Below are 12,850 nucleotides of genomic sequence, written 5' to 3'. Positions count from 1 at the left end.
CTCCCTCAGTTCATGCGGCCCCATAACTATCTGAGCTAAGGTGCGCGCATTATTTGTGCACGTATGGGATTTGATTATGAACTCCGTTTTTATTGTCGACGATCACCCTGTCATCCGCCTTGCGGTTCGAATGTTGCTGGAACATGAAGGTTACAAAGTCGTCGGCGAAACTGACAATGGGGTCGATGCTATGCAGATGGTTCGCGAATGCATGCCTGACCTGATCATCCTCGATATCAGCATTCCCAAACTGGATGGGCTGGAAGTTCTTTCTCGTTTCAACGCCATGAGCACCCCCTTAAAAACACTGGTATTAACTGCACAGTGTCCGACACTTTTCGGTATTCGCTGCATGCAGTCCGGTGCATCGGGCTATGTATGCAAACAGGAAGACCTCAGTGAACTGATGAGTGCGATCAAAGCAGTTTTATCTGGTTACAACTACTTCCCCAGTCAAGCGTTGAACCCTGTTCGTCGTGACGACGCGCGCTGGGCCGACCTGGAATTGTTCAAATCCGTCAATGATCGAGAACTGATGGTATTACAACTTTTCGCCCAGGGTCGTACAAACAAAGAAATTGCCAAGGGCATGTTTCTCAGCAACAAGACGGTCAGCACTTATAAAAAACGACTGATGCAGAAACTCAAGGCCAAATCCCTGGTTGAGCTCATCGATATGGCCAAACGTAACGCGTTAGTGTGAGAAACAGGATGCCCAGCCGTTTCAAGGATTGTCTGATACTCATGGCCGCGGGTTTATGCCTGAGCACCTCAGTACTCGCGGCTCAGACAGCCAGCGAACACTACACCCTGTTCAGTCGTTCAACGGCCGGGCACATGGAAGCCCAACTGGACACCTCACAACGACAATGGGTCAAAGACAAACGTGAATTGATCCTGGGTACATCGGCCCCGGATTATCCTCCTTTCGACCTGACCCTCAGCGGCCACGACTATGAAGGTTTCACCGCCGATTACGCAGGCATCCTCGGCAAGGCCATAGGGTTGCCGGTCAAGGTTCAGCGCTTCGCCTCCCGAGGGGCCGCTATCGAGGCGCTGGAAAAAGGCCAGGTCGACTTGCTTGGCACCGCCAATGGGTTCGAGGCCGACAATGCCGACATTGCCCTGTCCACGCCTTATGCGGTGGATCAACCCGTTCTGGTGACACGAGAAGGAGAAACCAGATCGCTGACCGATGGACTTGCCGGCATGCGGCTGAGCATGGTGTATCACTATCTGCCTCTGGACGAAGTCAGGGCGCTGTATCCGAAGGCAATCATCACCTCTTACCCGTCCTACCAGAATGCAATCAATGCGGTTGCCTTCGACCAGGCCGACGTTTTTCTCGGCGACACCATTTCAACCCACTACATGATCAACAAGGGGTATTTGAACAACATCCGCATGGCCAACTTCGGTAAACACGAAGCCCATGGTTTCAGCTTTGCCGTGCAGAAGGACAATCCGGATCTGCTCGCTATCATCAACGCAGTACTCAAGGCCATCCCCACCAGCGAGCGAGAAAACATCGCCAAACGCTGGAGTGCCGGCAGCGACATTCTTCTCACCGATCACAAGCTGCAACTCAGCCCCCGTGAAGAGCGCTGGCTGGCACAACATCCAGTCGTGCGCGTCGTGGTCAATGAAGCGTTTGCGCCACTGACGTTCTTCGACAGCGACGGCAACTTCCGGGGCGTCACGGCTGATCTGCTCGAGCTGATCAGATTGCGCACCGGTTTGCGTTTCGAAATCCAGCGTAGCCGAAGCGATGACGAGATGATCGAGCAGATCGCTGACCATCAGGCCGATCTGATCGCCGCCCTGCTCCCCAGCGTTCAACGTGAAACGACGTTGAGCTTCAGCCGCCCCTATCTGGAAAATTCCTTTGTGCTGCTGACGCGCAAAGCGGCCGACAGCCCGGCAAACCTCACGCAATTGCAGGATAAACGCCTGGCCATCGCCCAAGGCAACCCACTGGTGGATTACCTGCGCAGCGAGTTTCCGCGGATCAACCTGGTTGAAACGCCGGACACGTTCAGTGCCGTTGAGTTGCTCGCCGAGGGCCAGGCAGAAGGTGCGGTGAACTCACTGGTGATCGCCAACTACTTCATTTCATCGCGGATCTTCGAACAGGCACTTCAGATCAGCACCACCATCGGCACCCGACAGGCAGCGTTTTCCCTGGCGACCGGGCGCGACGCCAAGGAACTGAATGCCATCCTCGACAAGGCACTGCTGAGCATCGCCCCCGAAGAGCTGGGCATCATCAACAACCGCTGGCGCGGCTATTCAGCAGCCTCGCAAAGTACCTGGCGCAATTATCATCGCGTGTTCTATCAGATCGTTACAGGCGCCGGCGTGTTGCTGCTGATATCCGTTGCCTGGAACGCCTATATGAGGCGCCAGATCAAACAACGGCAGGCGGCCGAGCGCGCATTGAACGATCAACTGGAATTCATGCGATCGCTGGTCAATGGCACGCCTCATCCCATTTACGTGCGTGATCGCCAGGGATTGCTGCAAAGCTGCAACGACAGCTATCTGGAAACCTTCTGCGCGAAACGCGAAGACATCATCGGTAAAGGTGTCATACAGGGCACCCTCGGCAACCTCTTCGAAGCACGGGAATATCAGGCGGACTACCAGCGCGTCATGGCCGAGGGAACGCCGCTGATTCTCGACCGTCCGTTGCACATCGAAGACCGCAAGCTGACGATCTATCACTGGATTCTTCCCTATCGCGACTCCAGCGGTGACGTGCAGGGCATCATTGGCGGCTGGATCGACATCAGCGAACGCCGGCAACTGTTCGATGAACTACGGGCCGCGAAGGAACAAGCCGATGCCGCCAACCGAGCTAAAAGCACCTTTCTGGCGACCATGAGCCATGAGATCCGCACGCCCATGAATGCAATCATCGGCATGCTCGAACTGACGCTCAAACGTATCGATCACAGTCATCCGGATCGGCCAGCCATCGACGTCGCGTACCACTCGGCGAAAGACCTGCTGGAACTGATCGGGGACATTCTTGATATTGCGCGCATCGAATCCGGGCGTCTGAACCTGAGCCCGGAGCGCGTCAATCTGGCTGAAACCGTAGCTTCGGTGGTGCGGATTTTCGATGGGCTGGCCCGGCAGAAAAATCTCGGACTGCAACTGGAGTTCAGCCCTGCCAAACCGACCACCGATGTCGTGTTGGACCCGATGCGCTTCAAGCAGGTGCTGTCCAATCTGATCAGCAATGCCATCAAGTTCACGCAACAGGGCCAGGTCAGGATCAGCGTCGAGTTGGAGTCGACCGACGAGCCCGACCGGGTCCAGTTGCAGTTACTGGTGGAAGACAGTGGCGCAGGAATCAGCGAGCAGGATCAACAGCGGTTGTTCGAGCCTTTCGTCCAGGCCGATAACTCCGGCCAGTTAGCCAGAGGCGGTGCGGGGCTGGGCCTGGTGATCAGTCGCAATCTGTGCGAAATGATGGGCGGCAGCCTGCAATTGAACAGTCAGTCGGGCGTCGGCACGCAGGTCCGCATTTCGCTGAACCTGGCCACCCTGCCGACGGAACGGATGCCGGAATCTGTCGAGCCGCAAATCCAGCCAAGCACTACCCCCTTGAACGTGCTGGTGGTCGATGATCATCCGGCCAATCGCTTGCTCATGTGTCAGCAACTGGAGTTTCTGGGGCATCGGTTCAACGTCGCCGCGGATGGCGAGGCGGGGTTCGAAGCCTGGAAGAGTCAGCCATTCGACCTGGTGATTGCCGATTGCAACATGCCGATCATGAATGGATATGAGCTGGCCAGGGCCATTCGCCAACATGAACAGCACCTGCAGCGCCCTCCCTGTACCGTTCTGGGTTTCACCGCCAACGCACAGCCGGAGGAAAGACAACGCTGCAAACTGGCCGGGATGGACGATTGCCTGTTCAAACCCCTCAGCCTGACGGCCTTGAGCCAGAGGGTCGAAGGCATCACGACGACGGTCCGCACACCGGCCTTCAGTCTGGAGGGGCTGCACCTGTTGACCGGTGGCAACCCGACACTGAACCAGCGATTGTTGACCGAACTGCTGAACAGCACCCGTCTGGACCGTAAAGCGCTGCTGGCGTTATCCGGATCAAAGGACCGGCAATCACTCCTCGACATTGCCCACAAAATCAAGGGCGCGGCCCGAATCGTCCAGGCCTGCCGGCTGATCGACAGCTGCGAGGCGCTCGAACAGGCCTGCAATAACAGACTCCACCACGATGAAGTGGCCGATTGCAGCAAGGCCATGGAGCGCGCCATGCTCGAACTGGAGCAATCATTGCAACAACAGATGGCACGCCATGACAAAAGCACAATGAAGGAGCATTAACTATGCTTGGGGGCTGAGCAGTGTGTTAATCATCATGGAGAAAGCTGCAATGCCCAGCCCACTGCGCCCGGATCAACGCCGGTTTCCTCTGCACATCCATATCAGTGTGATGTTCACCTTCCTGTTGTTACTGACCGGGGTGGTACTGGGTATTTTCAACTATCAGCAAACCACCCGGATCATCCTTTCCAGCAGCGAAAAACTCTTCAACCGCATCGAGCAGGATGTCCGTCTGGGCCTGCATCGCATCTATCAGCCGATTCGTCATCTGCTCAACCTGCTGGCGGACAACCCGGCGACCCAGGCGCCCGACCTTGAGCAACGCCTGGTGTTGCTCAAGCCCTTCAGCCAATCGCTCAAGGACAATCCCGATCTGGCCTCGCTGTACCTGGGCTACGCCAATGGCGACTTCTTCATGGTTCGTCCCCTGCGTACCGTCACCCTGAAAACACAGGTCAAGGCACCGGCCACGGCGGCGTATCAGGTGTGGAGCATCGAACACCCAGGCGGCCGGATCCGCTCCCAATCATTGTTTTTCGATCAGAACCTGGCCCTTGTCAGCCGCCAGGACAACCCCGACGAGACCTACGATCCCCGTACCCGCGCCTGGTTCTCCAGCGCCCTCGGCAACCACGATCAGATCACCACCGAGCCCTACCTTTTTTTCTCCACCCACAACGTCGGCACCACACTGGCCCGGCGCAGTGGCGAGCATGCAGTGATGGGGGCCGACCTCACGCTGGCTGAACTGTCCGCGACCCTGGCCGAACATGTGGTGACCCCCAGTACCGAAATTGTGCTGTTCGATACCCAGGGCAATGCGATCGCTTACCCCGACAGCAGCAAGCTGATCGTCGACGATCAGACCGCCCGGTTGATCAAGGCCGCCGATCTGAGCCCCACGCTCGCGACTCTGCTCACCAGCCCCTCAGAGGTCAATCGCCTGAACACCGCGGGCCGTCAATGGATCGTGGCGCGCAGCAGCATCCAGGAGGGTGGCCCGCAGGGACTGCAACTGGCGCTACTGGTGCCGGAGGACGAATTGCTCGTCGATGCCTACCGCATACGCTGGCAAGGCGCGTTGATTACCCTGGCGACGCTGCTGTTGTGTCTGCCGATGGGTTGGCTGACCTCGAGAATCCTGGTCAAACCCTTGCGCGCCCTGGTGCAGGAAGCCGATGCGATTCGTAGTTTCGATTTCAACTTTCCGGCCTCCCGTCGCTCGCCGGTGCTTGAAGTCGACCAACTGAGCGTGTCGATGGCGCGCATGAAAGACACCCTGGCGAGTTTTTTCCAGATCACCGACAGCCTGAGCGCCGAGACCCGTTTTGCCCCGCTGCTGCAACGGGTGTTGTTTGAAACCGTAAAGATCGGCCAGGCCCAGGCCGGTCTGCTCTACCTGCGGGAAAGTGATGACGATCGCGTGGAGCCTCATGCGCTGGTCATCCATGGCAACTCACAAGCGTTGCCGTCATTCGCCATTCAAGGACACACGCCAAAGGACCCGCAGAGCCCTCAATGGATGCAGAAATTGTCGAACGCCAACAATGTCGTCACCAGCCTGGGGTTTGAAGAGGCGGGCGATTTGCAGAAGGTTTTGCTCGCACTGGAGTGCCCACGGGTTCATCTGATCGGTATCCGGCTGCACAATCGCCATGACGAAACTGTCGGCCTGCTGATCCTGCTGCTGAAAGACAGCGGCACGCAGGAAGACCTGGAAAAACTTCGTCCGGACCGCATCGCGTTTCTCCAGGCAGTTTCCGGTGCAGCCGCCGTGAGTATCGAAAGTCAGCGCCTGCAAGCCAAACAGAAACAGCTGCTGGACTCTTTTATTCAACTGCTGGCTGGCGCGATCGATGCCAAGAGTCCCTATACCGGCGGTCATTGCCAACGGGTGCCGGCACTGACGCTGATGCTGGCGCAGGCGGCCGCAGCCAGTCAGGCCCCGGCCTTCAGCAGCTATCGGCCCACCGACGATGAGTGGGAAGCCTTGCACATCGCTGCCTGGCTGCATGATTGCGGCAAGATCACCACGCCGGAATACGTGGTCGACAAAGCCACGAAGCTTGAGACCCTGAACGACCGCATCCACGAAATCCGCACACGGTTCGAAGTGCTCAAGCGTGATGCCTGGATCAATTATTGGCAGGCCGTCGCCCTAGGGGGTGACGAGCAACATCTGGCGCAATTACGCCATGCGAACCTGGCGGCGCTGGATGATGATTTCGCGTTCATCGCCCGCTGCAATCTTGGCAGCGAGGCCATGGCCGAGGCCGATCTGCAACGCCTGAACACCATCGCTCAACGCACCTGGACCCGAACCCTGGACGATCGACTGGGGGTTTCGTGGGAAGAGAACCGTCGTCAGGCACGGAGCCCGTCGCCGACTCTGCCGGTCAGCGAGCCGCTGCTGGCGGATAAACCCGAACACCTGATAGAACGCGCCGACAGTGAACTGATTCCGGCCGACAATCCGTGGGGATTCAAGCTTGACGTGCCACGTTACAAGTACAACCGGGGCGAGCTCTACAACCTGAGCATCACCCGAGGCACCCTGACCCGCGAGGAGCGTTACATCATCAATCACCACATGGTGCAGACGATTCTGATGCTCAGTCACCTGCCCTTCCCCGGCCATCTCAATAACGTCGCGGAGATCGCCGGTGGCCACCACGAAAAAATGGACGGCACCGGTTATCCCAAACGCTTGAAGCGCGAAGACATGAGCTTGCCGGCGCGGATGATGGCGATTGCCGATATCTTCGAAGCGCTGACCGCCGCCGACCGCCCCTACAAGAAAGCCAAGTCCTTGAGCGAAGCGCTGGGCATCATGGCCACCATGTGCCGTGACGCCCACATTGACGCTGAGTTGTTCGGGTTGTTCATCAACGATGAAGTCTATTTGCAGTACGCCAACCGTTTTCTCGACCCACGACAGATTGATGCGGTCGACCCGTCAAGCCTGCTGATCAAGGCCGGCTTGAAGGCCTGATCAGCAGTCGGTCAGACGCAGGAAAATCGCCGCCAGTTGCTCGATACCGGCCTGATCTTCAGCAGTAAAACGTGCAAGTTTCGGGCTGTCGAGATCCAGCACACCGATCAGTCGACCGTCCTTGACCAGCGGTACCACCAGCTCACTGTTCGAGGCACTGTCGCACGCGATGTGCCCGGGGAACGCATGTACATCTTCGACCCGTTGAGTCTGCAAGGTGGCTGCTGCCGCCCCGCACACACCACGACCGAATGGAATTCGTACACAGGCGATCTGCCCCTGAAACGGGCCAAGCACCAGTTCTTCGTTGCGATTAAGGTAGAAACCGGCCCAGTTCAGGTCATCGAGCTGGTTGAACAGAAACGCCGAAAATTGTGCGGCGTTGGCGATAAAATCACGCTCGTCTGCCAGCAGTGATTCCAGCTGCGCCCACAGCATGCCGTAGCCCTCCAGGCCCTGGCCGCTCTTTTGTAAATCGATCATGCCTTGTGCTCCAACAGCTTCAGCCCGACCCAATAGCGGGCAAATTGATACGCGCAACGTCCGTTGCGATTGCCCCGGCCCGTGGCCCAGCGCACTGCGAGGATGTCCAGCTCTTCGTCACGCTGCCACTCAAGGCCGGCCTTGTCGGCCAATTGGCCGATCCAGTGTTCGACGACGTTGAGGAAATGCTCCTGAGTAAACGGATAGAACGACAGCCACAGGCCAAAACGGTCCGACAGCGCGATCTTGTCTTCCACCGCCTCACTGGGATGGAGTTCGCCATCGACCCTTTTCCAGTTCTCGTTATCGCTTTCCTTTTCCGGCACCAGATGGCGACGGTTGGAAGTGGCGTACAGCAGAACGTTATCTGGCGCCTGTTCGAGAGAACCATCGAGCACGCTCTTGAGCACGCGGTAATCGCCCTCGCCCGAATCGAACGACAGGTCATCGCAAAACAGCACAAAGCGCTGAGGCAACTTGGCGATCTGCTCGACCACGCGCGGCAAGTCCGCCAGGTGATCGCGTTCGATCTCGATCAGCCGCAAGCCACTTTTGGCGTGTTCCGACAGCAAGGCACGCACCAGCGACGATTTACCGGTGCCCCGCGAACCCCAGAGCAAAGCATGGTTGGCCGGCATGCCATCGAGGAACTGGCGGGTGTTGCGGCCCAGTTGCTCCAGTTGCCGGTCAACGCCGATCAAGTCGGACAAACGCGTGTCCAGGCTGACTTGCAGCGGCAACAGAAAACCGCTGCGCCCCTCGCGCTGCCAGCGTGCGGCCAGGCAGTGCGCCCAGTCGATGGCTTGCCGAGGCGCGGGGAGCAGCGGCTCGATACGGGCCAGAACGGCATCGGCGCGTTCAAGAAAAGCATTCAATCGGGAATCCACGTCTTCTCCTCGGGCACGTTCACGGTAATGATGGCGGTACAACGACGAAACACAGCGCCTACCCCCCCTATGGGTGTTTTGCGAGAACATCGGTATCCATTGATGATCGACTATGCTTGAGCAGCGAAGGGAAACGGAAGTGGTTCAACATCCCATGGATATCAAGTTCAGCCACCGGCTGTCGTACAAACAGGCCAGGATTACGGTGCTGGCCGGCTTCATTCTGGGCACGCTGCTCAGCCTGCTGCAAATAGGCATCGATTATGCCAGCGAAGACGCCTCCATCAACCGCGAAATACTGTCCTTGCTGGAAATCAGCCATAACCCCGCATCTCGCATCGCTTACAACATCGATGCCGAACTTGCTCAGGAACTGGCCCTGGGTCTGTTGCGCTCGCCGGCAATCATCGGCGCGCAATTGACCGACAACAACAATACCGTGCTGGCCAGCGTCAAACGTCCGGGCCTGGAAAACAATGACCGGATGATCAGCGACTTCCTGTTCGGCGCCAACCGGCAGTTCGCAGACCGCCTTTACCTCGACCACTTGCCGGACGAATCCCTCGGGACCTTGCAACTGGAAGTCGATACCTACACCTTCGGCAGTCGTTTCCTGCGCCGGGCCGAAGTGACCCTGCTCAATGGCTTCGCGCGCAGCCTGATTCTCACGGGCATTCTGCTGGCGCTGTTTTATGTGATGCTGACCAAACCGCTGGTGCGGGTTATCCGCGAACTCAGTGGCCGTGATCCGCGCAGCGCGGAACCGACGTTGCTGGAGTGTCCGATGGGGCATGAAAACGATGAAATCGGAGTCTTGGTCAAGGTCGCCAATCAGCAGTTTGAAAACATCGCCACCGAAATCCAGCAACGGCGAAACGCCGAAAACCGCCTGACCGACTACCTCTCGCAACTGGAAAACATCGTCTCGGCCCGCACCGCGGAACTCAAGGCGATCAATTCCCGCCTCAGCCAATCGAACGAGGAGCTGGAGGTCGCCCGCAGCACTGCCCTGGACATGGCCGAAGCGCGCTCGGTGTTCCTGGCCAACATGAGTCATGAAATCCGCACGCCCCTCAACGGTCTGCTCGGCATGATCGCGCTCTCGCTGGACGGCCCGCTCAATGCCGAGCAGCAGCAACAGCTGTCCATCGCCCATGACTCGGGCAAAGTGCTGGTGGAACTGCTCAACGATATTCTCGACCTGTCGAAGTTCGATGCCGGCCAGCTCGAACTCGAACACATTCCGTTCGACCTTGGTTCGCTAATCGAAGACACCGCCAACCTGCTGTCCCAGAACGCCGCGCCCAGTGTCGAGCTGGCATGCCTGATCGACCCGCAATTTCCCGCTCTGGTGCTCGGTGATCCGACCCGGGTCCGGCAGATCGTCAGCAACTTGTTGTCCAACGCTCTCAAATTCACCCGTTTCGGACGGGTCGATGTGCGTCTTTCAACGTTCGAAGACGGTGTGCGAATCGAAGTCTGCGACACTGGCATCGGCATCGCCCAGGATGCGCAGGTGAAAATCTTCCAGCCCTTCACCCAGGCCGGTGCCGGTATTACCCGGCAATTTGGCGGCACCGGGTTGGGCCTGGCGCTGACTTATAGCCTCTGCGAAGCCATGCAAGGGCGTCTGACAATCAGCTCGGAAGCGGGCTTTGGCAGCCAGTTCTGCGCCGACCTGCCCCTGCCCTGCCATACCCGGGCCATTTCCCCGGCCGCACTGCGGGGCAATATCGTCGCGATCACCGCCGCCAGCAGCGGTCTGGCGGAACTGCTGCACAGTCTGCTGCCCAGCTGGGGCCTCGACTATCAGCAGCGTTCCATCGATGACCAGTTGATCGGGCTGAAGCCGGATGTGCTGATCACCGACTGCCCCGAATGCCTGTTTGGCCTGCGCCCTACCTTCACCGCGCCGATTCTGCTGGTGACCGCCTACGGCAGTTTCCTGCCCAGCGACCAAGTCAACGCCTTCGCGCCCTTGCAGCAACAGGCGCGACCTCTGGCGCGCAATGCGCTTTACCAGACATTGCGGCGGATCTTGCAGCCGGAACTCACCACCATCAACGGGGCGCGGATCGAAGCCATCTCACCCCTGCGACGCGGACGCATCCTGCTGGTGGAGGACAATCCGGTCAATCAATTGGTGGCCAAAGGCATGCTCGGAAAACTCGGTTGCGAGGTGAGCGTCGCGGCCCACGGCGGCGAAGCGCTGGATCAGCTTGAGCAGAGCGAATTCGATCTGGTGCTCATGGACTGCAACATGCCGGTGATGGATGGCTATGAAGCCAGTCGGCAGATTCGTCGCAGCGGGCGCTGGCCACAGCTGCCCATCGTCGCCCTGACCGCCAACGCCATGTCCGAAGAGCGCGAACGCTGCCGTGCAGCGGGCATGAGTGACTACCTGGCCAAACCTTTCCGCCGGGAAGAACTGGCTGCTTTGCTCGACTTGTGGATACCTACTACGACAGCGCTTTGATTTGCCCCAGCAGGTGATCGAGGCCATCGCGCAGATCATTCAGGCGATCCAGATCGACGCCGCTATCACATAACAGCCGGGCCTTGAGTGGCCCGACCTGATCGCGCAAAGCCTTGCCGGCGGGCGACAGGCTCAAGTGCACCTCACGCTCATCGCGCGCCGAACGCTGACGCTGCACCAGTTGCAGTTGCTCAAGGCGCTTGAGCAGCGGCGTCAAGGTTCCGGAATCCAGCGCCAGGCGCTCACCCAAGGCCTTGACCGTCGGCTGCTCCGGCGCCGTCTCCTGCCATTCCCACAACACCAGCATCGCCAGGTATTGCGGGTAAGTCAGGCCCAACTGATCGAGCATAGGCTTGTAGGCACGGATCACCGCCCGCGATGCGGCATACAGCTTGAAGCAGAGCTGGCTGTCGAGCTTCAGTGAATCAACTGACAACGTATTCATTTGAGCAGGGCTTCGATCTCGCGGCTCAGGTCCTGCGGCTTGGTCGCCGGAGCAAAGCGCTTGACCAACTTGCCATCCTTGCCGATCAGGAACTTGGTGAAGTTCCACTTGATGCCCTGGGATCCCAGCACGCCCGGTGCGCGTTTTTTCAGCTGAACGAACAGTGGATGGGCGCCGGCACCATTGACTTCGATCTTCTTGAACAGCGGGAAGCTCACCCCGTAGTTCAACTCGCAGAACTCGGAAATCGCCCCCTCGTTGCCCGGCTCTTGCTTGCCGAACTGATTGCAGGGAAAGCCGAGCACCACCAGGCCTTTATCCTTGTAGGTTTGCCACAGCTCTTCGAGGCCTTTGTACTGTGGGGTGAACCCGCACTTGCTGGCGGTGTTGACCACCAGCACCGCTTTGCCGGCGAAATCGGCCAGGGTCTTTTGCTCGCCCTTGATGGTGGTGCAAGGGATGCTCAACAGGTTGTCGCTCATGGCACGAACTCCGAGTGGAAGAACAAAGACCAAACATAGCGAGCAATTGAATTGCGTGCAATTTAAATTGTGAGACGCTGATCTTCTGTAGGAGCGAAGCTTGCTCGCGAAGGCGTCTTAACATTCAACACTGATGTTGACTGACCCGACGCCTTCGCGAGCAAGCTTCGCTCCTACGGGGCTCGCCTTACTCGCGGGGAACGAGGTCCAGGCACACTGAGTTGATGCAATAACGCAGGCCGGTGGGCGGCGGACCGTCCGGGAATACATGCCCAAGGTGCGCATCGCACTTGGCGCAGACCACTTCGGTGCGGATCATGCCGTGGCTGACATCACGGATCTCGACCATGGCGCTGTCGCCGATCGGCGCGTAGAAGCTCGGCCAGCCGCAACCGGAATCGAATTTGGTCCTGGAGTCGAACAGCGGCGCATTGCAGCAGATGCAGTGGTAAACACCGTCGACCTTGCTGTCGTTGTACTTACCGGAGAACGGCCGCTCGGTGCCCTTGAGGCGGCAAACGTTGTATTGCTCCGGATCGAGCATGGCCCGCCATTCTTCCAGGGTTTTTTCCAACTTTTCCATGATCACACCTCAGCAGCTGAAAAAGCCCGATCTGTACCTTTTCCACGGATCGGGCGGCACGTATGATTGCGCCTCGTCAAACGCCAGTCTGGCAGCCAGACCACGTGCATTCAAACGGATTTATGAATGCCGCCACTCAAGGCGTC

At 58.6% G+C, this 12,850-nt stretch carries 9 protein-coding genes; 4 read left to right on the top strand and 5 right to left on the bottom strand.

The annotated features are described in order from the left end of the window. The first annotated feature begins 76 nt into the window (after window positions 1-76). From IB250_RS10930 to IB250_RS10920, 3 genes are read left to right on the top strand one after another with little or no spacing between them, the layout of a single operon-like run. A complete protein-coding gene (locus IB250_RS10930) occupies window positions 77-703 on the top strand; it encodes a response regulator (RefSeq protein WP_007895044.1) in 627 nt (208 codons plus the stop codon). 8 nt (window positions 704-711) lie between these two features. Beyond that, window positions 712-4,356 carry a transporter substrate-binding domain-containing protein gene (locus IB250_RS10925; protein WP_192344094.1) on the top strand — a complete coding sequence of 1,215 codons (3,645 nt, stop codon included), beginning with the start codon at window positions 712-714 and terminating at the stop codon, window positions 4,354-4,356. 49 nt (window positions 4,357-4,405) lie between these two features. Beyond that, window positions 4,406-7,348, top strand: coding sequence for an HD domain-containing phosphohydrolase (locus IB250_RS10920; protein ID WP_192344093.1), 2,943 nt, complete (start codon window positions 4,406-4,408; stop codon window positions 7,346-7,348). Here IB250_RS10920 and IB250_RS10915 read toward each other — a convergent pair whose 3' ends face one another. Further along, on the bottom strand, window positions 7,349-7,831 hold the full coding sequence (locus IB250_RS10915) for a GAF domain-containing protein (RefSeq protein ID WP_008075659.1): 483 nt from the start codon (window positions 7,829-7,831) through the stop codon (window positions 7,349-7,351). Continuing rightward, a complete protein-coding gene (locus IB250_RS10910) occupies window positions 7,828-8,718 on the bottom strand; it encodes an ATP-binding protein (RefSeq protein WP_192344092.1) in 891 nt (296 codons plus the stop codon). The genes IB250_RS10915 and IB250_RS10910 overlap by 4 nt, the downstream gene beginning before the upstream one ends. Before the next feature lie 154 nt (window positions 8,719-8,872). Here IB250_RS10910 and IB250_RS10905 point away from each other — a divergent pair, with 154 nt between their 5' ends. Then, entirely contained in the window at window positions 8,873-11,194 is a 2,322-nt protein-coding gene (locus tag IB250_RS10905) for a response regulator (protein WP_192344091.1), read from the top strand. On the opposite strand, the gene IB250_RS10900 is transcribed toward IB250_RS10905, so the two are convergent. From IB250_RS10900 to msrB, 3 genes are all read right to left on the bottom strand, one after another. After that, entirely contained in the window at window positions 11,178-11,639 is a 462-nt protein-coding gene (locus tag IB250_RS10900) for a MarR family winged helix-turn-helix transcriptional regulator (RefSeq protein ID WP_007895038.1), read from the bottom strand. The two genes, IB250_RS10905 and IB250_RS10900, sit on opposite strands and share 17 nt — an antisense overlap. Continuing rightward, window positions 11,636-12,121, bottom strand: a complete 486-nt coding sequence (locus IB250_RS10895) for a glutathione peroxidase (RefSeq protein WP_192344090.1) — start codon at window positions 12,119-12,121, stop codon at window positions 11,636-11,638. Before IB250_RS10895 ends, IB250_RS10900 begins: the two co-directional genes overlap by 4 nt. A gap of 187 nt (window positions 12,122-12,308) precedes the next feature. Then, window positions 12,309-12,704: a peptide-methionine (R)-S-oxide reductase MsrB gene (msrB, locus tag IB250_RS10890; protein WP_192344089.1), complete on the bottom strand. Its 396-nt coding sequence runs from the start codon at window positions 12,702-12,704 to the stop codon at window positions 12,309-12,311. Window positions 12,705-12,850: the final 146 nt, after the last annotated feature.

This window comes from Pseudomonas sp. PDM09 (assembly GCF_014852305.1).
In the GTDB taxonomy this organism is placed as follows: Bacteria; Pseudomonadota; Gammaproteobacteria; order Pseudomonadales; family Pseudomonadaceae; genus Aquipseudomonas.
The sequence above is the reverse complement of the archived record's forward strand: the minus strand, read 5'-3'. Positions and strand labels throughout refer to the sequence as shown.

Bases quoted from the DNA above. Each gene is read 5' to 3' on its own strand.
- IB250_RS10900 (WP_007895038.1), bottom strand. From the start codon at position 11,639: ATGAATACGTTGTCAGTTGATTCACTGAAGCTCGACAGCCAGCTCTGC.
- IB250_RS10905 (WP_192344091.1), top strand. From the start codon at position 8,873: ATGGATATCAAGTTCAGCCACCGGCTGTCGTACAAACAGGCCAGGATT.
- IB250_RS10925 (WP_192344094.1), top strand. From the start codon at position 712: ATGCCCAGCCGTTTCAAGGATTGTCTGATACTCATGGCCGCGGGTTTA.
- IB250_RS10895 (WP_192344090.1), bottom strand. From the start codon at position 12,121: ATGAGCGACAACCTGTTGAGCATCCCTTGCACCACCATCAAGGGCGAG.
- msrB (WP_192344089.1), bottom strand. From the start codon at position 12,704: ATGGAAAAGTTGGAAAAAACCCTGGAAGAATGGCGGGCCATGCTCGAT.
- IB250_RS10915 (WP_008075659.1), bottom strand. From the start codon at position 7,831: ATGATCGATTTACAAAAGAGCGGCCAGGGCCTGGAGGGCTACGGCATG.
- IB250_RS10930 (WP_007895044.1), top strand. From the start codon at position 77: ATGAACTCCGTTTTTATTGTCGACGATCACCCTGTCATCCGCCTTGCG.
- IB250_RS10920 (WP_192344093.1), top strand. From the start codon at position 4,406: ATGCCCAGCCCACTGCGCCCGGATCAACGCCGGTTTCCTCTGCACATC.